Here is a 22,055-nt window from a genome sequence, read left to right as displayed (position 1 = left end):
GGCCGTTGCCGCCGCAGCTGGGGCCGTCCTGCTTGTGCTCGAGGCCCAGGTCGTGGCCCTGGACGTTCATCAGCACGAAGCGGGTGGCGTTCCACAGCTTGTTGCAGAAGTTGCGGTAGCCCTCGCAACGGCTCATGTCGAACTTGATGTCGCGACCGGGGCTGGCCAGGCTGGCGAAGGTGAAGCGCAGGGCGTCGGTGCCGAAGGCGGGGATGCCTTCGGGGAATTCCTTGCGGGTCTTCTTCTCGATGCTGGCGGCCTGCTTGGGGTTCATCAGGCCGGTGGTGCGCTTGGCCACCAGGGCATCGATGCCGATGCCGTCGATCAGGTCGATGGGGTCGAGCACGTTGCCCTTCGACTTGGACATCTTGGCGCCTTCGGCGTCGCGGATGAGGCCGTGGACGTAAACGTGCTTGAAGGGGATCTTGCCGGTGATGTGCTTGGTCATCATGACCATGCGCGCCACCCAGAAGAAGATGATGTCGAAGCCGGTGACCAGCACGGTGGACGGCAGGTAGAGGTCCAGCGCGTCGTTGGATTTCTCCGGGTATTCGGAGGTCCAGTCCAGGGTCGAGAAGGGCCACAGGGCGGAGGAGTACCAGGTGTCCAGCACGTCCGGGTCGCGGTTCAGGGCGCCGCTGTAACCAGCCTTGTCGGCCAGGGCGCGGGCTTCATCCTCGCTGTGGGCGACGAAGGTCTCGCCGTTCTCGCCGTACCAGGCGGGGATTTGGTGGCCCCACCAGAGCTGGCGGGAGATGCACCAGTCCTGGATGTTGTTGAGCCACTGGTTGTAGGTATTGACCCAGTTCTCCGGGACGAACTTGATCTCGCCGGACGAAACCACTTCCAGCGCCTTTTCGGTGATGGACTTGCCGTCCTCGCCGGGCTTGGACATGGCCACGAACCACTGGTCGGTGAGCATGGGCTCGATGACCACGCCGGTACGGTCGCCACGGGGTACCTGCAGCTTGTGGGGCTTGACCTCGCCGAGCAGGCCGAGGGCTTCGAACTGGGCTACCACCTGCTTGCGGGCTTCGAAGCGGTCCAGGCCGGCCAGGTCGGCGGGCAGCGGGGTGTTGCCGCTGACCACACCCTGGGTGACCACACTACCCTGCGCCGGCACGGTGCCTTCCAGGGTCAGCACGATGATCATCGGCAGGCCGTGGCGCAGGCCGACGGCGTAGTCGTTGAAGTCGTGGGCGGGGGTGACCTTGACCACGCCGGTGCCGAATTCGCGATCCACGTATTCGTCGGCGATGATCGGGATCTCGCGGTTCACCAGCGGCAGGCGCACGGTCTTGCCGATCAGGTGGGCGTAGCGCTCGTCTTCAGGATGGACCATCACGGCGGTGTCGCCGAGCATGGTCTCAGGCCGGGTGGTGGCCACGGTGAGGCTGCCGCTGCCGTCGGCCAGCGGGTAGCTCAGATGCCACATGAAGCCGTCTTCCTCTTCCTGGACCACTTCCAGGTCGGATACGGCGGTGTGCAGCTTCGGGTCCCAGTTGACCAGGCGCTTGCCGCGGTAGATCAGGCCTTCGTTGTACAGACGCACGAAGGTTTCGGTGACCACCTTGTTGAGGCCCGCGTCCATGGTGAAGCGTTCGCGGCTCCAGTCGGGGCTGGTGCCCATGCGGCGCATCTGCTGGGTGATGGTGCCGCCGGAGTATTCCTTCCACTCCCAGACCTTCTCGAGGAACTTCTCGCGGCCTAGGTCGTGGCGGGAGATGCCCTGGGCGTCCAGCTGACGTTCGACGACGATCTGGGTGGCGATGCCGGCGTGGTCGGTGCCCGGCTGCCACAGGGTGTTCCAGCCGCGCATCCGGTGGTAGCGCGTGAGCGCGTCCATGATGGTCTGGTTGAAGCCGTGACCCATGTGCAGGGTGCCGGTGACGTTGGGCGGCGGCAGCAGTATGCAGAAGGATTGGTCGGCGGGCTTGCTGCGGTCGAGACCGGCGGCGAAATAGCCGCTCGTCTCCCAGTGCTCATACCAGCGGCGTTCGATCTCCGCCGGCTCGAAACTCTTGGCCAGTTCCATGGGGTCTGTCTTTGAAGGCAAAACGCGGATTATAGCGGATGCACCCGCCCCGCCCGCCGGGAAGACTTGGCGGGGGGCGGTGGCAAGGGGTGAATTCAGCCCTCGTTGTCGTCGAGGGTGTTGGCGATCTCGGCGGAGATGAGGGGCTGGAGGGTTGCGCGCAGGTGGGCGCTGGCCTTTACGCGCAAACGTTCGGCCAGATCGTCAAGCTCGCGGGAGACGAGCTGGGGGAGTTCATTGGCCACCCAGTCGTCGATGAGCCGGCTGATGGCGGTGTCGAGGGTGACCAGACGTTCGGCCAGGTCGCCTGGAGGCTGGGTGATGCCAGCCGGGGGGGCTGTGTGGGCAAGCTCCGCTTCAGTCCGCATGGGCTCCAGGATGATGGGCTCGCTGGTGCCGATGTAGGGCTCGATCCGCTCATCCACCACGTCGGTCAGAACGGGGAGGTCGTCACCGTCAATGCTGGTGGGCTCGTCATCGTGGTTTCGGCTGGATTCGGCTTCCTCGTCTTCAAGGGAAATTTCGAACTCGGGGTTTCGGGGGGTGTTCATTCGCCACTCCGTTGGGCCAGATCGTGGGCGCTCAGGGTGTAGCCGCGCGCCTTGTAGTGCCGGTAACGACCACGGGCTGCCTGGCGTTCCGGGTCGGTGGGGCCGACGATCTCGAGCACCAGCGCAAAGCGCTCGAAGCCATCGGGCAGCTCATCGCCGAGATTGATCAGCACGTCCTCGTGGGGCAGGGTGTCGAGGCGGCTGCCGATCACCACAGGGGTTTCGGCTGCGAGGGGCGAGTCGGCGGCGACGTGGGGAATGAAGGACAGGGGCTGGAGGCCCCAAAGCATCTGATCGAACTGGCGGGCGATACCGCCATCCGGCGCGAAGACCGAGATCCGGTGCCCGCCTGCGCGTGCCTTGGTGCTCAGCACGCAGGCGACCCGCAGGCGGTCGGGGGCGTTGTGATAGAAGCGGATCTCGGTTGTCACGTTGCGGGTGTCCGGGGTCTCAAAGCCCGGCGCGGCCAATCAGGAAACGGGTCAGCAGGGGCACGGGGCGCCCGGTGGCACCCTTGTCTGCACCGGATTTCCAGGCGGTGCCGGCGATGTCCAGATGTGCCCACTTGTAGGCCTTGGTGAAACGGGCCAGGAAGCAGGCGGCCGTGATGGTGCCGGCCCCCTTGCTGCCGATGTTGGGGATGTCGGCAAAATTGCTCTTGAGCATGTCCTGGTATTCGTCCCACAGGGGTAGCTGCCACGCCTTGTCGCCCGCGGCCTGACCCGAGGCCAGCAGCTCGGCCGCCAGGGCGTCGTCGTTGGCGAGCAGGCCGGAGGTGAGGTTGCCCAGGGCGATGATGCAGGCGCCGGTGAGGGTGGCGATGTCCACCACCGCAACGGGGTCGAAGCGCTCGGCGTAGGTTAGGGCGTCGCACAGGATCAGGCGGCCTTCGGCGTCCGTGTTGAGAATCTCGATGGTCTGGCCGGACATGGAGGTGACGATGTCGCCGGGCTTGATGGCCGAGCCGCCGGGCATGTTCTCGGTGGTGGGGATCAGGCCGACCACGTTTATAGGCAGCTCCATGCGGGCGATGGCCTTGAAGGTGCCGAGCACGCTGGCGGCGCCGCACATGTCGTACTTCATCTCGTCCATGCCTTCGCCGGGCTTGAGGGAGATGCCGCCGGTGTCGAAGGTGATGCCCTTGCCCACCAGCACGACCGGCTTGTCCTTGGGTTTGCCGCCCTTGTAGTTGAGGATGATGAACTTGGGCGGCTCGTGGGAGCCCTGGGCCACCGACAGCAGCGAACCCATGCCGAGCTTTTCCATGTCGGCACGTTCGAGGATCTCGACCTTGATTTTATGCTCCTTGGCGAGTTTCCGGGCGGTGGTGGCCAGGTAGCCAGGGGTGCACACATTACCCGGCAGATTGCCGAGGGTCTTGGCCAGGGCCATTCCGTCGGCAATCGCCTCACCTTCCCTCACAGCGGCATCGAGATCAGCGGCGGGCTTGCCACGGGTGACAAAGACGAGGTTCTTGACGCCCTTCTTCGATTCGTCCTTCTTTGATTTCAGCTCGTCACAGCGGTAGGTGCTGTCCTTGAGGATCTGTGCAGCCTGGGCGAAGCGCCAGGCGGCGTCGCGGCCGGGAAGGTCCACATCGGTCAGGCAGAAGGCGGCATCGTCTGCCGGGGAGCCGGTCAGCTGGCGGGCGGCGGCCGAGACAGCGTCGCGGAAGGTCTTGTCGGTGAGTTCGCCGGCTTTGCCCAGGCTGACCAGCAGCACGCGCGGCGTGGCCAGGCCGGGGAGGGCGTGAAGGGTGAGGGTGGCGCCGGCCTTGTCGTCCAGATCACCCCGCGCAAGGATGGCGGCGATGCTGCCGTCCGTGGCCTTGTCGAGGGCCTTGGCTGCGGCGCTGAGCTCGCCACCGGAAAATACGCCTGCTACCACACAGCCGTTCTTGAGTTTTTCCGGCGACCCGGCCTTTATGGTAAATTCCACCCGCTTCTCCTTGGAAACACGCGTCAATTGGGACTTCGCGGCACATTATGGCCGGCACCCCGGCGGACGTCAAAAAGGCCTTTCCCCGGCGCGACCATTCCCCCCGCATGATTTTTCTCCGAGCTGCCCAGCGCGAATTCACGCAGAACGCCGTGGCGGTCTTCGTGGCGCTGTTCGCCATCCTGATTTCCACCGTTCTCATCCGGCTGCTGGGGCAGGCGGCTGGCGGGCGGGTGCCCGCCGATGCGGTGCTCGCCCTGATCGGTTTCGGTGCCATTGCGCAGATGCCGGTGGTGCTGTCCCTCACCGTTTTCATCGCGATTCTCATGTCCCTGTCCCGCTGTTACCGGGATTCGGAAATGGTGGTGTGGTTCTCCAGCGGATTGCCACTGACCGCCTGGATGCGTCCGGTGCTGCGTTTTGCGGTGCCAGTGGTTGTTGTGATTGCAGCCATGTCGCTCTTTGTGGCGCCTTGGGCGCAGAAGAAGAGTGTGGAATACAAGGAGCAGTTGAACAACCGGGACGATGTATCCCGGGTGGCGCCGGGGATGTTCAGGGAGTCCTCCGGGGGCGAGCGCGTTTTCTTCGTGGAAGCCCTGTCGGGTGAGGAAGGACGCGTGCGCAACGTTTTTGCCAGTAGCATGCAGCATGGTCGCCTGGGGGTGATGGTCGCGGCCCAGGGGCATATGGAGGTGGATGCCTCGGGCAATCGCTTTGTCGTTCTCGAGAACGGTCGGCGCTATGAAGGAACGCCGGGCACGCCGAGTTACCGGGTGATGGAATTCGAGCGCTACCAGATCCGCATGGAGTCCAAGGAGGCGAGTGGTGGCCCCCGGCAGCCGAAGACCCTGACGCTGCCGGCATTGCTGAAGAACCCGGACAAGCGCAACCAAGCCGAGCTGCTGGGGCGTATCGGTACGCCTTTGCTGGCCATCATGCTGGCCTTGCTCGCCATTCCACTGTCGTTCGTCAATCCCCGCGCGGGACGGACCAACAATCTGATTCTCGCTGTCCTGGTATATCTGATCTACAGCAATGCGCTGAGTGTGTGTCAGGCCTGGGTGGGACAGGGGCGCTTGCGCTTTGAGGTTGCTCTGCTGGCGCCGCACCTGATCATGCTGGGGGTGCTGGCCCTGCTTTTCTACAAGCGCCTCAGCGTGTTTGCACGGTGGCGGAGGACTTGATGATTCCTGTCTATATCCGCTATGTGAGCCGTGAAATCTACGCAGCAGTGGCACTTGTGCTGCTCGCCTTTCTGGGGCTCTTTGCGTTCTTCGATCTGGTCAATGAGCTTGATGAGGTCGGGAAGAACGGTTACGCGCTGCATCATGCGGCGATCTACGTGGCGATGATCATGCCGGGGCGTGTCTATGAGCTCATGCCCATCGCGGTGCTGATCGGTACGCTCTATGCGCTCACGACACTGGCCCGCCACTCGGAGATCACCGTTCTGCGGGCTTCGGGTTTGTCCACGCGGCGCTTCCTGCTCGCCTTGCTGTCGGTGGGAAGCGTATTCGTATTGCTGACCTTCGTTTTCGGCGAGTATCTTGCGCCGCCGGCGGAGCGCGCGGCGCAGCAATGGCGGCTGGCGGCCACACGCTCCATGGTTTCCCAGGAGTTGCGCACCGGGCTGTGGGTTCGGGACGGCAAGCTGTTTGTGAATGTGCGCAGCATTCTGCCTGATACTTCTCTGCAGGGGGTTCGCATTTACGAGTTCGATGACAGGGCTGCACTGGTGTCCATCAGCGAGGCGGAGTCCGGCGTCTTTCAGGAGGGTGCCGGATGGCGTCTGAGGGGGGTGGGCAAGACGCTGTTCCAGGGGGATCGGACGGAGGTTCTCACCTTGCCGGAGCTTGTCTGGCGCTCCGAGCTGACGCCGGATGTCCTGTCAGTGTTGATGGTTGTGCCGGAGCGGATGTCGGTGACAACGCTGTATTCATACATACGTCACCTTGAAGACAATAAGCAGCGCACCACGCGTTATGAGATCGCGCTCTGGAAAAAACTGGCCTATCCGTTTGCTGCCCTCGTCATGATGGGGCTGGCGCTGCCATTCGGTTACATGCAAACCCGCATGGGGGGCGTGAGCCTGAAGGTTTTTTCCGGGATCATGATCGGGGTCGGCTTCCATCTGCTGAACGGGCTGTTCTCCAACCTGGGCGTCATCAACGGCTGGATGCCGGCAGTGGCCGCACTGACGCCCAGTATCGCCTTCCTGCTGGCGGCAATGGGCATGATGTGGTGGGTGGAGCGCCGTTGAGGGCGTTTGAAGGGACGGGCTGCGCGGCCTGATTGCGCCGCCAAAATAGTTACCGCCCGCCGGATCTGGTCACCCTTGACGGAGTAAAACCGAAGCTTTCGCTACGATGGCTTCGCAAGCCCTGAAGCTTGTCAGTGCTGAGGCGCGGCGGGCAGGAGAACAATCCGCGTACCCGCGAGGCGGTCGTGCAGGAATTGGCGGTCCCTGTCGATCAGTGCCCACATCAGGCCGACGCCGAAAAAAAGCACCGATGGCCACGCCAGCGCATACCTGAGCCATCCCTGGCGCAAGCTGACAGGATTTCCGGACACGTCCACGATGCGCAGCTTCCAGGTCTGCATGGCAAGGGTCTGACCGCCACGCCGCCAGTACCACAGGAAGTACATGCCGAGTACGCCGAATATGTACACCCAGAGGATCCCGCCGGATGGCGTGTATTCGGTGCCGATACCGAGTATCAGCAATGGCACCATGAAGGTCAGGGCAAGGACGCCCAGCAGGAGCAGTGACTCGTAGAGCATGCTCGCCAGCCGGCGGCGCAGGCCCGCGAGTTCGACGGAAGTGCGATGGGCGGGCTGGCCCCCTGGTGCGGCGGCTTGTTGGAAAGGCATGGGCAGGTTCAGGGCTTGACGCCCGCCGCGACAGTGTTGGCGGCGGCGGTGCCGCTATCGGCGGCAGGCAGGGCGCTTGCGGGCGCTGCCGCAGTTGCGCTGGCAGGTTCGGGAATGGTGTCCGGTTGCAAGGGGGCGACTGCCGGTTTTTTCGGCACGATGACCCGTGGAGGTGGTGGGGCCGTGAGGGGCTTGAGCGGCATGGCCGCTGTCTTGGTTTTGGGTGCTTTGACCCGGGGCTTTGCGGCGGCTTCCTTGAAGCGGGTCTTCTCTTCGCTCGGCAATTCCTGATAGGCGTTCCATTTGTCGCGCAGCACTTCCCGCTTCTCGGGCGGGATGCGTTGGAGGTTGCGATACTGGTCGCGCGCAGTGGTGCGTTGTTCGGGGGTCAGTGAGAACCAGGTTTCGATCCGTCGTTGCAGCCGTGACTGCTCCTCGGGCGTGTAGCCCGGGAAGCGATCGGCAATGCCGACCCATTTGCGCTTCCTGTCGTCAGGAAGATTCTTCCATTCGCTTGCCAGCGGTGCCAGGGTGCGCTGCTGGTCCGGGGTCAGATCCGTCCACGCCGGGGCCGTGATCGGCGGCGTTGCCAGAGCCTGAGTCGAAAGAATGACAAGGGCGGCGACGATCAGTCGGGCGAGTCGTTTTGAACCCATGCGTCGAATCCGCGATCCAGGTAGGCGTCAATCGGAAGGTCGTCGGCAAGCAGGGCGCTGTCGACCTCTTCGAGGTCCGCCGTGTGCTGCCATTCGCCCAGGAAGCCACTGCCCAGCGCAAGCAGGATGACGAGAATCGTCGCAAGCGTCGTGCGCCCGTGGGGCATCAGATGTTCTGAGAGCGTCTGGCCGATGCCGGCAAGACTGAGCTTTCTCACAGTCTTCTTCTGGCGCGACAGCGCTAGCTGCCGAGCCTCAAGAAGGCGATCTGCCACCGAGGCGGAGCAATTGCGGGCCGCTACGTTGAGGTGCTGGCGTATCCGGTTGTGGAAGTCCTGTTCGTTCATGGTTTGATACCTTTTGCAGCAAGTGCGGCGGCCAGGGTGTGCGTCGCCCGGGAGCAATGCGTCTTCACGCTGCCTTCCGAGCATCCCATGGCCGCAGCCGTTTCAGCGATGTCCATTTCCTCCCAGTAACGCATCAGGAAGGCTTCACGTTGACGGGGCGGGAGCTTTTCAATCTCTCTTTCTATGACGCCCAATGTCTGGCGTTGTTCCAGTTGGGCCTGGGGAGATTCACTCTTGTGGTCGCGGTCGGCCGACTCGAGAGTGTCGAGCGGGTCCTGATCGTCGTCCTCCGGGCCGGAAAAGGCCGATAGCAGCGTGGTCCACATGCTGCGGACCTTCTGGCGCCGGTAGTAGTCCCTGATGGCATTCTGCAGGATGCGCTGGAACAGCATGGGAAGCTCGTCGAGCGGCTTGTCTCCATACTTTTCGGCAAGCCGCATCATCGAATCCTGGACGATGTCGAGGGCCGACTCTTCGTTGCGAACCGCAAACAAGGCGTGTTTGAAGGCCCGTTTCTCGACGCTGGCGAGGAAGTCCGATAGTTCGAGGCGGGATGGCAGGGGGTGATCCTCTGTGAGCCAGGTGGGGGTGTTCCTGGAGGTCGTCGTTTCTGGTGCAGTGATGAGGGCGGCGGCACCGATACGGTGCGCCTTGACCAATCGCCGGGTCGGCGGTATGGTTCAACGTTTTACATCGCCGATACAGCTCGGGTGCAGTGATGGTCATTACCGGTGCGGAAATTGTAATCAGGTGCCTCCAGGAAGAAAAGGTCGATTATCTTTTCGGCTATCCCGGTGGGGCTGTGCTGTACATCTACGATGAGCTCTTCAAGCAGGATTCGGTGCGCCACGTTCTGGTGCGCCACGAGCAGGCGGCGATCCATGCGGCGGACGGATATGCCCGTTCGACCGAGAAGGTGGGCGTCGCCCTCGTGACATCGGGGCCGGGGGCGACAAATGCTGTGACCGGCATTGCGACCGCGTTTTGCGACTCAATTCCCATGGTGGTGATTTCCGGCCAAGTTCCCTCCGCCGCCATCGGACAGGACGCTTTCCAGGAGGTCGATACCGTTGGCATCACTCGCCCCTGTGTGAAGCACAACTTCCTGGTCAGGGATGTCCGGGAGATCGCGGAAACGATCAAGAAAGCCTTCTATCTGGCCCGTACGGGCCGTCCCGGCCCGGTCCTGGTCGATATTCCCAAGGACATCACCGCTCAGAAGTGCGAGTTTGTCTACCCGCAAAGCGTCTCCATGCGCTCCTACAACCCGACGATCAAGGGACATCAAGGCCAGATCAAGAAGGCCCTGCAGCTTCTTCTGGAAGCGAAGCGGCCCATGGTCTACGCCGGCGGTGGCGTGGTGCTTGGCGATGCGGCGGACAAGCTGACGACACTGGTGCGCAAGCTGGGTTTCCCCTGTACCAATACCCTCATGGGCCTGGGAGGCTATCCGGCCACTGACAGGCAGTTTGTGGGCATGTTGGGCATGCACGGCAACTACGAAGCCAATATGGGCATGCACTACTGCGACGTTCTCCTCGCAGTTGGCGCCCGTTTTGACGATCGGGTGATCGGCAGCCCGGCGCATTTCGCCTCCGAACCGCGCAAGATCATTCATATCGACATTGATCCTTCGTCCATCTCGAAGCGTGTGAAGGTGGATGTGCCTATTGTGGGTGATGTGGGCGAGGTTCTTGGAGAGCTGCTTGCCTTGCTTGAGGGCGCCTCCGAGAAGCCCGACCAGGAGTCCCTTGGAAGCTGGTGGAAGCAGATCGAAGAGTGGCGTCGCCGGGATTGCCTGAAGTTCTCCCAGGACGACGGCCTGATCAAGCCTCAGTACGTGATCCGGAAGCTATGGGAAGTCACGGGGGGGGATGCCTTCGTGACCTCCGACGTGGGCCAGCACCAGATGTGGGCTGCCCAGTACTACAAGTTCGACAAGCCGCGCCGTTGGGTGAATTCTGGCGGACTCGGCACCATGGGCTTCGGTCTGCCCGCTGCCATGGGTGTTCAGCTCGCGCATCCCGGGTCGCCAGTCGCCTGTGTTACCGGCGAAGGGTCAATCCAGATGAACATCCAGGAGCTCTCTACCTGCAAGCAGTTCCGTCTGCCCATCAAGGTCGTCCTGCTCAACAATGGCTACTTGGGCATGGTGCGCCAGTGGCAGGAGCTCTTCCACGGGAACCGTTACTCCGAGTCCTACATGGATGCCTTGCCTGATTTTTCGAAGCTGGCTGCGGCCTACGGCCATGTGGGCCTGCGGGTGGACAAGCCGGGCGATGTGGAGGGGGCGCTACGGGAGGCGTTCAAGCAGAAGAACGATCTGGTCTTCCTCGATTTTCAGGTCGATGCCACAGAGAACGTGTATCCGATGGTTCAGGGGGGCAAGGGCCTGACGGACATGATCCTGTCGGCCGAGGATCTCTGATCGACTGGCAAGGCCTGCAGTGGGAATCCGCTTGCGCCCGTTTCCCGAACCATCCCAGACGCTCGACGCCCAATGGTTGCGCGGGCTGATGACCATCCAGAACAAGACGCCTATGAGACACGTCATCTCCCTTCTCATCGAGAATGAATCCGGTGCGCTGTCGCGCGTGTCCGGCCTGTTTTCCGCCCGTGGCTACAATATCGAGTCACTTACGGTGGCGCCCACCGAAGACGCTTCCCTGTCGCGCATGACCATCGTCACGTCCGGCTCGGATGACATCGTCGAACAGATCACAAAGCATCTCAACAAGCTGGTCGAGGTTGTCAAAGTGGTCGATCTGTCGGAATCTGCCCACATCGAGCGCGAGCTGATGCTGGTCAAGGTGCGGGCAACCGGCAAGGACCGGGAGGAAATGAAGCGCATGGCAGATATCTTCCGTGGGCGAATCATTGATGTCACCGATACCAGCTACGTGATCGAGTTGACCGGTAATCAGGCCAAGCTCGACTCTTTTGTTGGCGCCATCGACGCGAGCCTGATTCTTGAAACCGTCCGCTCCGGCATCTGCGGTGTTGGCCGCGGTGATCGGGTATTGAAAGTTTGATGCGGGTCCGGTTTGGGTGATGACGCCCGAGCCGTCCCGTGAATTGCTCCTCTTTTGTCAGAAAGGCATGAAATGAAGGTTTATTACGATAAGGACGCTGACCTCTCCCTGATCAAGGGCAAGCAGGTCACCATCGTTGGTTACGGCTCCCAGGGCCATGCCCACGCCCAGAATCTGCGCGACTCCGGTGTCAACGTGACCGTCGGTCTGCGCAAGGGTGGAGCCTCCTGGAGCAAGGCTGAAGGTGCCGGCCTGAAGGTTGCCGAAGTGGCTGAGGCCGTTCGTGCCGCCGATGTGGTCATGATCCTGCTTCCGGATGAGAACATTCCCGACGTTTACAAGAATGATGTTGAGCCGAACATCAAGCAGGGTGGCGTGCTGGCCTTCGCCCATGGCTTCAACGTGCATTACAACCAGGTCATCCCCCGTGCCGATCTGGATGTGATCATGGTTGCCCCCAAGGGCCCCGGCCACACCGTCCGTTCCGAGTACCTGAAGGGCGGCGGCGTGCCTTCCCTGATCGCTGTGTACCAGGACAAGTCCGGCAAGGCCCGTGACATCGCCCTGTCCTACGCTGCGGCCAACGGCGGCACCAAGGGTGGCGTGATCGAGACCAACTTCCGCGAAGAGACTGAAACCGACCTCTTCGGCGAACAGGCCGTCCTTTGCGGTGGCGCCGTCGAGCTGGTGAAGATGGGCTTCGAGACCCTCGTTGAGGCGGGCTACGCCCCCGAGATGGCTTACTTCGAGTGCCTGCACGAGCTGAAGCTGATCGTTGACCTCATGTACGAAGGCGGTATCGCCAACATGAACTACTCCATCTCCAACAACGCGGAGTATGGCGAGTACGTGACCGGCCCCGAAGTGATCAACGAAGAGTCCCGCTACGCCATGCGCGAAGCCCTCAAGCGTATCCAGACGGGTGAGTACGCCAAGATGTTCATCCTGGAAGGCAAGACCAACTACCCGTCCATGACCGCCCGTCGTCGTCTGAATGCCGTGCACCCGATCGAGACCGTCGGTGCCCAGCTGCGTGACATGATGCCGTGGATCAAGGCCAACAAGCTGGTGGATCAGTCCAAGAACTGATCGCATCGGGCCTGAAACGCGCACGGGGGACGAAAGTCCCCCGTGTCGTTTTCGGATCGCGCGCAGCGTCCTGCGTTACAATCGCATTCGACTTCACCCATCGTCCCCTCCATGGCCGATCTGCAATCCCGCAAACCCCTGCTCAACCCGGAACGGCGTCGCAGGGGCATCTACATTCTTCCCAATCTGTTCACCACGGCCGCGCTCTTCGCAGGTTTCTACGCGATTGTCCAGGCCATGAACGGGTTGTTCGAGCAGGCGGCAGTGGCGATCTTCATCGCCATGGTGCTCGATGGCCTGGATGGCCGGGTGGCCCGTCTGACGCGGACCCAGAGTGCTTTCGGCGCAGAGTACGATTCGCTCTCCGACATGGTTTCCTTCGGGGCGGCCCCGGCGCTGATCATGTACGAATGGGCGCTCAAGGGCATGGGCAAACTCGGATGGATGGCGGCTTTCATCTATTGCGCAGGTGCGGCCCTGCGGCTTGCGCGCTTCAACACCAATATTGACGTCATCGACAAACGCTATTTCCAGGGCTTGCCCAGTCCGGCTGCGGCCGCCCTGGTTGCAGGGCTGGTGTGGGTCGTGATTGATAATGGTATTGCCGGGCCCGATGTGCGCTGGTACGGCTGTGCTCTTACCATCTTTGCTGGCGTTTCAATGGTCAGCAACGTGCTGTTCTACAGTGGAAAAGAGATCAACCTGCGCCGTAGTGTGCCCTTCATTGTCATCATCGCCTTCGTTCTCGGCTTTCTGCTGATTTCCAGCTATCCGCCCGGAGTGCTGTTTGGCCTTTTCCTCTGTTATGCGGTCTCTGGCTATGTCCTGGGTGCCTGGGCCTGGATCAAGGGTCGTCGGCAAAAGGCTTCGGTTGCAGCGTCGGAAAAGACTGATTTATAGTCCGGGCCCCGGTGCGCTTGGCTGTGAGCCGAGTGTCCAGATGCCAGATTCAATTCGCAAACTCCTGCACCTTCGGCTGATTGAACGCCGAGGGTGCGCCTCAATCCAACTACAAAGAACCGGCGGGAGCCCATGATGAACGACCAGCTGATCATTTTCGACACGACCCTGCGCGATGGTGAGCAAAGCCCGGGTGCATCGATGACGCGGGATGAAAAGCTGCGTATCGCCCGGCAACTTGAACGGATGAAGGTTAACGTCATCGAGGCGGGCTTTGCGGCAGCCTCCAATGGCGACTTCGAAGCCGTCAAGGCTGTTGCTGAGGCCATCCGTGAGTCCACCGTGTGTTCCCTGGCGCGGGCCAACGAGAACGATATCCGCCGTGCCGGTGAAGCGATCCGTCCTGCTGCGTCGGGCCGTATCCATACTTTCATCGCCACCAGCCCGATCCACATGGAGAAAAAGCTGCGCATGACGCCCGACCAGGTGGTCGAACAGGCCGTGCGGGCAATCGGCTGGGCGAAGGAATACACGGACGATATCGAGTTTTCTGCGGAGGATGCCGGCCGTTCCGAAATCGATTTCCTTTGCCGAATCTTCGAGGCGGTGATCAAGGCCGGGGCGACGACCATCAACGTCCCTGACACCGTGGGTTACAACGTGCCGGAGCAGTTTGCGGAGACCATCCGCCGCTTGATCGAACGTGTGCCCGGCTCCGACAAGGTAGTCTGGTCGGTGCATTGCCACAATGACCTGGGGTTGGCCGTTGCGAATTCCCTGGCTGCGGTGCGTGCCGGTGCCCGGCAGGTCGAGTGTACGGTCAATGGCCTGGGTGAGCGTGCCGGCAACGCCTCGCTCGAGGAGATCGTGATGGCGGTGCGGACCCGCAAGGATGTCTTCCAGTGCGATACCCGGGTGGATACCACCCAGATTGTCCCGGCTTCCAAGCTGGTTTCCGGAATCACGGGTTTTCCCGTTCAGCCCAATAAGGCGATTGTGGGTGCCAACGCCTTTGCCCACGAGTCCGGGATTCACCAGGATGGTGTGCTCAAGCATCGTGAGACTTATGAAATCATGCGTGCCGAGGACGTGGGTTGGAGTACCAACAAGCTGGTGATGGGCAAGCACTCCGGACGCAATGCCTTTCGCTCGCGCCTTCAGGAGCTGGGTGTCGATATCGCTTCTGAGGAGCAGCTCAATCATGCCTTTGCCCGATTCAAGGAGCTGGCCGACAAAAAGCACGAGATCTTCGATGAGGATCTGCAGGCGTTGATGAGCGATGAGAGCTCAGAGCCGAAGGAGTATTTTCGCTTGCTGTCGTCCTCATTTCACTCGGAGACTGGCGAGATACCCTGCGCGCGAGTGACCCTCGCGGTAGGGGGGGCTGAAGCCAAGGCCGAGTCCTGTGGTTCTGGGCCCGTGGATGCGGCCTTCAAGGCGATCGAGGTGGTCGCGAAGAGTGGAACCGAGCTGTTGCTGTATTCGGTGAATGCCATCACCACCGGTACCGACGCCCAGGGTGAGGTCACCGTGCGCTTGTCGAAGGATGGCCGTGTGGTGAATGGCCAGGGCGCCGACACCGACATCATCGTGGCCTCCGCCAAGGCCTACCTCAATGCCCTGAACAAGATCCAGGCGGGGGCGGAGAAGATGAATCCGCAGGTCTGATACCGCCGTTCAGGCTTTCCCGGACATCCGCGCCAGACGTGAAGGCGCGGTGTTGCGGGCGTAGAGCACCACGACGATGAAGAAGATCACGCTGAGCACAGCCTCCGCCAGGGCAAGCATGTTTCCAGGGGGGGCGTCGTTGGTGCGCACGACTCCTTCCGTCAGATAGAGCAGGATCATCATCGAACTCCACTGGTAGGTGTAGCGTGTTCCGCGCAGGATGCCGAAGAGCGCGGCCATCAGGGGCAGAACCTTGAGCGTCATCCAGGAGCCACCCGGGCGCAGGGGGGCCAGCGTCGTCTCCCAGGCGAGGCACAGGGCGATCAGGCTGAGCAGGGTGATGCTGGCAATCAGGGAGAGGGTCTTGGGTTTCATGGTCTGGCGAGCTTGAGTGCGGTTTCGGCCAGGCGTTTGCCCAGGGCCGTGGCGAGGCGTCGTTCCTCGTCGGTCAGTTGGGTGTTTTCGTCCTTGCCCGCCCAGTGCGTTGCTCCGTAAGGTGAGCCGCCGCTGCGGGTGAGCGTCAGATCGGGCTCCGAGAAGGGAAGGCCGACGATCAGCATGCCGTGGTGGAGAAGGGGTGTCATCATCGACAGCAACGTGCTCTCCTGCCCACCATGCTGACTGGCGGTGGATGTGAATACGCAGGCAGGTTTGCCGGCCAGGGCGCCAGAGAGCCACGGGCCGGCCGTGCCGTCCAGAAAGTGTTTCATGGCAGCCGCCATGTTCCCGAAGCGGGTGGGGCTGCCGATCGCAAGGCCGATGCACTCTTCCAGATCCCGCATTTCGGCATAGGGGGCGCCGTGGCCGGGCACATCGGGTTCCACAGCCTCACATACGGTCGACACGCGTGGCACCGTCCGTAACCTTGCGGCTGCTCCGGGCACGGAGTCGATACCCCGTGCGATCATTTCCGCAAGGGCACGAACCGAGCCCCGGTGACTGTAGTAGAGAACGAGGATTTCCTGCATGAATGAGGTCTTTGACGCGGAAAGGCATTATACGTAAATGAACTCCGCGCTTGATTCCGGTGACCGCCTTCGTTCATCAGTCGTGGCATTGCAGCTATTGCTGAGCGCGGTATTGCGGCGTTTCAGGGATGGTCGGTGCTCTCAGGTTGCGGCCAGTCTGGCGTTTACGTCCCTGTTGTCACTTGTGCCCTTTGTGACGCTCGTCGCCGTGGTATTCAGCAAGTTTCCCCAGTCCCAGCGATTCAGGGATGCGTTGCAGGGCTTCCTGCTTGATAACCTGCTTCCCGAGAAGGCGGGAAAGGTGATCGCCACCTACGCTTTGCAGTTCAGCCAGAAAGCCACCAATCTGACCATTGTGGGCGGCGTTGTGCTGATCCTGACGGCAATCATGCTGATGCGGACCATCGATCAGGTGATCAACCAGATCTGGCGGGTGCAGGCCCACAGACCCTGGGCCAGCCGCCTGGTGGCATATTGGGCTGTACTTTCCCTGGGGCCTCTCCTGTTGGCCGGGGGCGTCTTTGCTGCCGGAGCGATGCTGAGTGTGTCCCTGGATCTGATGAATGAGCCCGTCTGGCTGGAGGTGGCAGGTTTGCGGCTGGTTTCCCTGGCTGTGCTCTCCGGGGTTTTTGCAACGCTGTATTTTGCTGTTCCGCATTGCAGTGTCCGGCTTGCCGACGCCGGTCTGGCGGGCTTGCTGGCGGCCGGTGCGTTCCTTGTCATGCAACGGCTTTTTGGGCTCTACCTGGCTCACTTTCCCAGCTACACCCTGGTCTATGGGGCATTCGCCGTCGTACCGATCTTTCTTCTGTGGCTCTATCTCTCGTGGATCATCATCCTGCTCGGAGCCGTCGTCGCGGCCGTCCTTCCCGAGCGGAGTCTGCGGAGGCGACCGTTGCCCGATTTTCCCGGGCGTCCCCTCTATGTGGCATTGCTGATCCTTGCCGAGCTCGCTGAGGCTCAATCTGTCGGCGAGTGCCGGTCGGTGGTGCGACTGGCCGACGTGGCGCGGGTCGGCCATGACGAGGTTCGAGAGGCGCTCGCGCTTCTTTCTTCATCGAGAATCGTCGTGCGCGGGGATTCCGGTGGATGGTTGCTGGCGCGTTCTGCCGAGGGTGTGCTGTTGTCGGAACTGGTGGCGCTTTTTGGCTTGGCGCCCCTGCCGGACACCGATGGTCGGGCAAACGGGCCTGAATCATGGGTCGTGGCGCCATGGCAGCACTTGCTGTCGGCCGTGCACACGGCGGCGGATGTGTCACTCAGCCAGTTGCTGGCGCGCGGGCGGGCCGCCAGTCAAAGGGGGTAGGGGTCGATTTCGTACTGAAAAAGTTCTACTGCGGCGGTCTGCATGTCGAGGCTTAGGAGGCGTCCCTGGGCGATGTAGAGGCGATTGGTGTCCGACACAAGCATGAAGCGGCGTGCCGAATAAGTACCCGCAGGAGCAAGAATGGACTGCTGACGACCGAGCGCAAGAACTGGCGGCAACACCAGGGCTGGACTCATGGGCCGGGTGCGGTTGGCATTGCGGAAGCCAACGGTAACCGGTTTGGCGGAATTGGCAAGAACTTGCAGGCCGAGCTCGATCTGCTCGGGTGTCTCGGTGCGGATCCAGCGCACCACGCACAATGTCCAAGGCTCCCCATCGCTGCGGCGCAGGGCCAGCGCCATGCCGGCAGTCAGATCACTGGCCGTACCCGTGACTTGCATGATGGCGTAGCCGGTGGGGCTTTCATTGATCACCATCCATTCAGATGAGTACAGCGCCTGACGGGGCAGGCCCGGATCACGGAGCATCTTCCAGATGGTGTCAAGTCCACAGCAAACCCGAACGGCATATTGACTGCGTCGGCGCGAGTGCTCCCGGCGCGGTGGGCAGGCCCAGTACTCCCTGACCCGCCTCAGGAGTGAGGCCGCTTCCGCCCGGTCCAGCCCAGCATGGAAGTCGCTGGGTGGAGGGGCGTCGCCTTCAAGGCGATCTATCAGGGATGTGGCACGACGGGCAAGTTCTTCACCCGAGAAATAGAGCAGCCCGTCCAGGTCGGGTGGATGGCGCCGGTGTATCGACATGGGCTGAGTGTCTTGATCCGGGTCCAGCCAGAACCAGCCCAGTTCGTCGTCCCCCGGGGGCGAGTGGCGAATCGAGGTGCTGCTTGCATTGCCGGCGATGAACTCGGACAGCCAGCAGATCTCCTTGCCCGTGAGACCCTCTGGGTGAGCGGCCGAAAAGGCCAGGAGATACTTGTAAGCGGCTTTGGCACTTTCGGGTGCTTCGTCGCCTTGCCCGGGCTCCGCCTCCGCTCCGCTCCCTGCATATAGGGAGTGGGCTTTCAGCCAGAAGTCGTAGGGCGCGCTGTTGCCTGCGAGGTGGGCCACGGTGAGCTGCTCGCCGAGCAGCTCAAGCGCCTTGGCGCTGATCGTGGCCGGATTGCGGCGTAGTGTCCGAACCAGCCGGTGGCGTATTTCGTTCAGGACTTCCTCGTGCCAGATAACCAGCTTGCCGAGTGCCGACACCAGTCGTGTCGCTGAACGATGCAACCCAAGAGTCAGCGGCAGCGAGGCAACGGCCAGGCGCCCACGGAACTGTCGGCTGATGGCCATGCTGCGGGTGTGCAAGAGATCCAGGCAGCGTTGGAGCTGGCTGCGACTCACATCGGAGCGGCCGAGCTCGTCAAGATGGCGAACAAGCGTCGCCAATTCCAGGTCTGCGTCGTCAGACAGGGGGGAAGCCAGCCAGTCGAGAACTGGCGCTGTGCGATCGGAAAGGTTGGAGTCGGCGGCGCTCATTGCCTGGGAAGTCTCGTGGCCAGGACGTCATTGTAATTAAATCCCCGGGACATGTGCCGCGTTTCGGCGTTTTTGAACCAGGTTGAGACCTGGAGGGATGTAGGGTGACGAAGCCGTGATAGATGCATGAACCTTGATGTTTTTCCCCGGGTAATCTATTATCCGACGTTTTTCCATTTCATCGGATCAGGAACAAGTCATGGTTGTTATTCGTCTCGCCCGCAGCGGTTCCAAGAAGCGTCCTTTCTACAACATCGTTGCCGCCGATTCCCGTAATCGTCGCGATGGTCGTTTTATTGAGCGTATCGGTTACTACAACCCCGTCGCTTCCGGCAATGCCGTCAGCCTCGTGGTCAATGCCGAGCGTCTGTCCCACTGGCAAGGTCACGGTGCCCAGCTTTCCGACACCGTCTCCCGCCTCGTGAAGCAGGCCGCCAAGGCCGCCGCCTGAGTTGTCAGGGTCTTCCGATCTGTCTCAAGACCCATCCATGATCGTCCTGGGGCGCATCGTTGCGCCCTTTGGCGTCGGGGGCTGGGTCAAGGTGCATCCCTTTGGCGATGATCCGCTTTCCTGGAAGAAGATCCCCCAGTGGTGGCTCGCCACGGATCCGGATGGCAAGGAGTGGGTTCCGTTTACGTTGAAGGGGTGCAGGGAGCATGGCAAGGGCGGTATTGTTGCCAGCTTTGCCGAAGTGCCTGATCGTAATGGTGCCGAAGCGGTCACGGGCTACTTTGTTGCTGCGCCTCGTGATGCCTTGCCCAAGCCTGAAAAGGACGAATACTACTGGGCGGACCTGGTTGGGCTGGACGTTTTCAATGCTACCGGTGTTCCGTTTGGCAAAGTGTCGGGGCTGCTCTCCACCGGCGCACATGACGTGCTGCAGATTCAGGATGGAGATGCCGAAAGGCTGATCCCCTTCGTCGCAGCGTATGTCACGGAAGTGGACGTTTCTGCTGGCAGGATTCAGGTGGATTGGGAAGCCGATTGGTGATGTCTGATCAGGGTCGCAAGGCCTACGACGTCCTGACGCTGTTTCCCGAAATGTTTTCTGCCCTGTCGCAGTTCGGCATAACCGGGCGGGCGCGGGACAGGGCACTGTACGAGATTCACTGCTGGAATCCTCGGGATTTCACTGAAGATCGGCATCGCACGGTGGATGACCGTCCGTATGGCGGTGGTCCGGGGATGGTGATGTTGCCGGGGCCGCTGGAGAAGGCCATCGGTGCGGCGAAGGCCAGACAACTGGAGTCAGCGGGCACGGCGGGGCGGGTGATCTATTTGTCGCCCCAGGGGAAGCCGCTGGATCACCGGAAGGTGCTTCAGCTTCTGTCCGAACCGTCCCTCATCCTGCTGTGTGGCCGGTATGAAGGCGTCGATCAGCGGTTGATCGATCGTTGCGTCGATGAAGAGATTTCTCTGGGTGATTTTGTCCTCTCGGGAGGAGAGTTACCGGCGATGGTGTTGCTTGATGCGCTCATCCGGCAGCTACCAGGCGCATTGAATGACGAGGACTCCGCGGTGGAGGACTCGTTTGTGGACGGGCTGCTTGATTGCCCGCATTACACCCGTCCGGTGGATTACCACGGGGTGAGCGTTCCGGAGGTGTTGCTCTCGGGCAACCATGCCGAGATCCGCCGCTGGAGGTTGCAGCAGTCCCTTGGGCGTACCGAGCAGCGGCGCCCGGATCTGCTGGCCGGTCGAGTGTTGAGTAAGGAAGAATTCCGACTGCTGGAGGCATTCCGGCAGTCAGAAGCGAAGCCGGTAGCGTAGTCTCCCGGTTTCATAACAAAGCCGTGCACCAGGTGGCGACCTGCTCTGCACGAAAGGCCACTGGCCCCATTTTTATCAGGAGTTACGCATGAACCTCATTCAGCAACTGGAACAGGAAGAAATCGCCCGTCTGACCCAAGGCAAGGCCATCCCCGAGTTCGCTCCCGGCGACACTGTGGTGGTTCAGGTCAAGGTGAAGGAAGGCAACCGCGAGCGTCTGCAGGCTTACGAAGGTGTTGTCATTGCCAAGCGTAACCGCGGCCTCAACTCCGGTTTCATCGTTCGCAAGATCTCTTCCGGCGAAGGCGTGGAGCGTACGTTCCAGACCTACTCGCCCCTGGTGGCCAGCATTGAAGTGAAGCGTCGCGGCGATGTTCGCCGCGCCAAGCTCTACTATCTGCGCAGCCGCTCCGGCAAGTCCGCACGTATCAAGGAAAAGCTGGACTACAAGTCCTTCGCTGCCAAGGCTGCTGCTGCCAAGGCCTGAGCGATTTCCAGGGCAAAAAAAAACGGAACTTCGGTTCCGTTTTTTTTCGCCCTGATCTCGTAGCCCTCCATTTCGGGAGGGGTGGGTTTCAGATCGTGCGTTTGTCGTGCTCGATCAGCGCATAGGCTGAGTGATTGTGGATGGATTCGAAATTCTCGGATTCCACCGTATAGGCATCAATACGGACTTCCCTGTTGAGGCAGCCAGCCACGTCGCGCACCATGTCTTCGACGAACTTGGGGTTGTCGTAAGCGCGTTCGGTCACGAATTTTTCGTCGGGTCGCTTGAGAAGACCATATAGCTCACAGGATGCCTGCCCCTCGACGAGCTGTACCAGCTCCTCGATCCAAAGGTGGTCATTCGTTGTGGTGGTTACCGTGACGTGGGAGCGCTGGTTGTGCGCGCCGTATTCCGAAATCTTCTTCGAGCAGGGGCACAGACTCGTGACAGGCACGACGATGCGCATCGTGAACTCGTAGGCGCCGCCTTCCCTGATTTCGCCAATGAAAGTGACCTCATAGTCCATCAGGCTCTGGACGCCCGAGACGGGGGCTGCCTTGTTGATGAAGTAGGGGAAGGTCATCTCCACGTGGCCGGTCTCGGCTTCGAGCTTCCTCACCATCTCACGCAGCATCGGTTCAAAGGACTCGACCGAGATCTCGCGCTCATGGCTGTTCAGAATCTCCACGAAACGGGACATGTGGGTGCCCTTGAAGTTGTGGGGCAGACCGACGTACATGTTGAAGACCGCAATGGTGTGCTGGACGCCGCCATTCTTGTCCTGGACGCGGATCGGGTGACGGATGGCTTTGATGCCGACCTTGTTGATGGCTAACTGGCGGGAGTCCGCGGAGTTCTGGACATCCGGAATCGGAGTGGGGGCTTCGCACGTAGTCATGACTGTTCTCGTTAAATCTCGTTGGGGAATGGGGATCTATGGCCCCTTGGTAAATTGATC

Annotated in this window: 24 protein-coding genes; 12 read left to right on the top strand and 12 right to left on the bottom strand. The window is 61.6% G+C overall.

Translation table 11 applies throughout. The features are described from left to right. From J0L98_RS09865 to J0L98_RS09850, 4 genes are all read right to left on the bottom strand, one after another. The coding region (locus J0L98_RS09865) for a valine--tRNA ligase (protein ID WP_296411574.1) at positions 1-2,035 on the bottom strand (2,035 nt) is incomplete at its 3' end. A 95-nt stretch (positions 2,036-2,130) separates the two neighbouring features. Next, complete coding sequence (locus J0L98_RS09860) at positions 2,131-2,586, bottom strand: hypothetical protein (protein ID WP_296411572.1); 456 nt, start codon at positions 2,584-2,586, stop codon at positions 2,131-2,133. Beyond that, complete coding sequence (locus J0L98_RS09855) at positions 2,583-3,017, bottom strand: DNA polymerase III subunit chi (protein ID WP_296411570.1); 435 nt, start codon at positions 3,015-3,017, stop codon at positions 2,583-2,585. Before J0L98_RS09855 ends, J0L98_RS09860 begins: the two co-directional genes overlap by 4 nt. A 19-nt stretch (positions 3,018-3,036) precedes the next feature. Then, positions 3,037-4,524 carry a leucyl aminopeptidase gene (locus tag J0L98_RS09850; RefSeq protein ID WP_296411569.1) on the bottom strand — a complete coding sequence of 496 codons (1,488 nt, stop codon included), beginning with the start codon at positions 4,522-4,524 and terminating at the stop codon, positions 3,037-3,039. Between the two features lie 107 nt (positions 4,525-4,631). Here J0L98_RS09850 and lptF point away from each other — a divergent pair, with 107 nt between their 5' ends. After that, a complete protein-coding gene (lptF, locus tag J0L98_RS09845; protein ID WP_296411568.1) occupies positions 4,632-5,708 on the top strand; it encodes an LPS export ABC transporter permease LptF in 1,077 nt (358 codons plus the stop codon). Next, a complete protein-coding gene (gene lptG / locus J0L98_RS09840) occupies positions 5,708-6,784 on the top strand; it encodes an LPS export ABC transporter permease LptG (protein ID WP_296411567.1) in 1,077 nt (358 codons plus the stop codon). The genes lptF and lptG overlap by 1 nt, the downstream gene beginning before the upstream one ends. Before the next feature lie 131 nt (positions 6,785-6,915). Here the strand turns inward: lptG and J0L98_RS09835 are convergent, their stop codons facing one another. From J0L98_RS09835 to J0L98_RS09820, 4 genes are read right to left on the bottom strand one after another with little or no spacing between them, the layout of a single operon-like run. Next, positions 6,916-7,395 carry an RDD family protein gene (locus tag J0L98_RS09835; RefSeq protein WP_296411566.1) on the bottom strand — a complete coding sequence of 160 codons (480 nt, stop codon included), beginning with the start codon at positions 7,393-7,395 and terminating at the stop codon, positions 6,916-6,918. A gap of 8 nt (positions 7,396-7,403) precedes the next feature. After that, on the bottom strand, positions 7,404-8,051 hold the full coding sequence (locus J0L98_RS09830; RefSeq protein WP_296411565.1) for a DUF3106 domain-containing protein: 648 nt from the start codon (positions 8,049-8,051) through the stop codon (positions 7,404-7,406). After that, positions 8,024-8,398, bottom strand: coding sequence for a DUF3619 family protein (locus tag J0L98_RS09825; protein ID WP_296411564.1), 375 nt, complete (start codon positions 8,396-8,398; stop codon positions 8,024-8,026). Before J0L98_RS09825 ends, J0L98_RS09830 begins: the two co-directional genes overlap by 28 nt. Continuing rightward, entirely contained in the window at positions 8,395-9,057 is a 663-nt protein-coding gene (locus J0L98_RS09820; protein WP_296411563.1) for an RNA polymerase sigma factor, read from the bottom strand. Before J0L98_RS09820 ends, J0L98_RS09825 begins: the two co-directional genes overlap by 4 nt. 59 nt (positions 9,058-9,116) lie before the next feature. Here J0L98_RS09820 and J0L98_RS09815 point away from each other — a divergent pair, with 59 nt between their 5' ends. The 5 genes from J0L98_RS09815 (at position 9,117) to J0L98_RS09795 (ending at position 15,087) form a co-directional block, all read left to right on the top strand. Then, positions 9,117-10,826 (top strand): acetolactate synthase 3 catalytic subunit, encoded by a 1,710-nt coding sequence (locus tag J0L98_RS09815; RefSeq protein WP_296411575.1) that lies wholly within the window; start codon positions 9,117-9,119, stop codon positions 10,824-10,826. 112 nt (positions 10,827-10,938) lie between these two features. After that, positions 10,939-11,430, top strand: a complete 492-nt coding sequence (gene ilvN / locus J0L98_RS09810; protein ID WP_296406099.1) for an acetolactate synthase small subunit — start codon at positions 10,939-10,941, stop codon at positions 11,428-11,430. Between the two features lie 72 nt (positions 11,431-11,502). Beyond that, a complete protein-coding gene (ilvC, locus tag J0L98_RS09805) occupies positions 11,503-12,519 on the top strand; it encodes a ketol-acid reductoisomerase (protein WP_296411562.1) in 1,017 nt (338 codons plus the stop codon). Between the two features lie 111 nt (positions 12,520-12,630). After that, the gene (pssA, locus tag J0L98_RS09800; RefSeq protein ID WP_296411561.1) at positions 12,631-13,419 is read left to right on the top strand and encodes a CDP-diacylglycerol--serine O-phosphatidyltransferase; all 789 of its coding nucleotides are present in this window, start codon (positions 12,631-12,633) and stop codon (positions 13,417-13,419) included. Between the two features lie 135 nt (positions 13,420-13,554). Beyond that, positions 13,555-15,087: a 2-isopropylmalate synthase gene (locus tag J0L98_RS09795; protein WP_296403820.1), complete on the top strand. Its 1,533-nt coding sequence runs from the start codon at positions 13,555-13,557 to the stop codon at positions 15,085-15,087. 9 nt (positions 15,088-15,096) lie between these two features. On the opposite strand, the gene J0L98_RS09790 is transcribed toward J0L98_RS09795, so the two are convergent. Both J0L98_RS09790 and wrbA read right to left on the bottom strand, forming a co-directional pair. Further along, positions 15,097-15,462, bottom strand: coding sequence for a DUF2069 domain-containing protein (locus J0L98_RS09790; protein ID WP_296403818.1), 366 nt, complete (start codon positions 15,460-15,462; stop codon positions 15,097-15,099). Continuing rightward, positions 15,459-16,055 carry an NAD(P)H:quinone oxidoreductase gene (gene wrbA / locus J0L98_RS09785; protein WP_296411560.1) on the bottom strand — a complete coding sequence of 199 codons (597 nt, stop codon included), beginning with the start codon at positions 16,053-16,055 and terminating at the stop codon, positions 15,459-15,461. Before wrbA ends, J0L98_RS09790 begins: the two co-directional genes overlap by 4 nt. A 97-nt stretch (positions 16,056-16,152) precedes the next feature. Here wrbA and J0L98_RS09780 point away from each other — a divergent pair, with 97 nt between their 5' ends. Continuing rightward, positions 16,153-17,361: a YihY family inner membrane protein gene (locus tag J0L98_RS09780; protein WP_296411559.1), complete on the top strand. Its 1,209-nt coding sequence runs from the start codon at positions 16,153-16,155 to the stop codon at positions 17,359-17,361. Here J0L98_RS09780 and J0L98_RS09775 read toward each other — a convergent pair. Beyond that, positions 17,349-18,839 carry a hypothetical protein gene (locus J0L98_RS09775; RefSeq protein WP_296411558.1) on the bottom strand — a complete coding sequence of 497 codons (1,491 nt, stop codon included), beginning with the start codon at positions 18,837-18,839 and terminating at the stop codon, positions 17,349-17,351. The two genes, J0L98_RS09780 and J0L98_RS09775, sit on opposite strands and share 13 nt — an antisense overlap. A 199-nt stretch (positions 18,840-19,038) precedes the next feature. Here J0L98_RS09775 and rpsP point away from each other — a divergent pair, with 199 nt between their 5' ends. The 4 genes from rpsP to rplS all read left to right on the top strand — a co-directional run bounded on the left by rpsP (position 19,039) and on the right by rplS (position 21,097). Further along, a complete protein-coding gene (gene rpsP / locus J0L98_RS09770) occupies positions 19,039-19,290 on the top strand; it encodes a 30S ribosomal protein S16 (RefSeq protein ID WP_296403811.1) in 252 nt (83 codons plus the stop codon). Positions 19,291-19,327: 37 nt separating this feature from the next. After that, positions 19,328-19,831, top strand: coding sequence for a ribosome maturation factor RimM (rimM, locus tag J0L98_RS09765; protein WP_296411557.1), 504 nt, complete (start codon positions 19,328-19,330; stop codon positions 19,829-19,831). Beyond that, on the top strand, positions 19,831-20,610 hold the full coding sequence (gene trmD / locus J0L98_RS09760) for a tRNA (guanosine(37)-N1)-methyltransferase TrmD (RefSeq protein WP_296411556.1): 780 nt from the start codon (positions 19,831-19,833) through the stop codon (positions 20,608-20,610). Before rimM ends, trmD begins: the two co-directional genes overlap by 1 nt. A gap of 88 nt (positions 20,611-20,698) precedes the next feature. Then, complete coding sequence (gene rplS / locus J0L98_RS09755; RefSeq protein WP_296403804.1) at positions 20,699-21,097, top strand: 50S ribosomal protein L19; 399 nt, start codon at positions 20,699-20,701, stop codon at positions 21,095-21,097. 88 nt (positions 21,098-21,185) lie between these two features. Here rplS and folE2 read toward each other — a convergent pair whose 3' ends face one another. After that, entirely contained in the window at positions 21,186-21,995 is an 810-nt protein-coding gene (gene folE2, locus J0L98_RS09750; RefSeq protein WP_296411555.1) for a GTP cyclohydrolase FolE2, read from the bottom strand. Positions 21,996-22,055: the final 60 nt, after the last annotated feature.

This window comes from Zoogloea sp. (assembly GCF_017302315.1).
Taxonomy (GTDB): domain Bacteria; phylum Pseudomonadota; class Gammaproteobacteria; order Burkholderiales; family Rhodocyclaceae; genus Zoogloea.
Note: the sequence above shows the minus strand (reverse complement) of the source record. Positions and strands in the feature narration are given on the sequence as shown.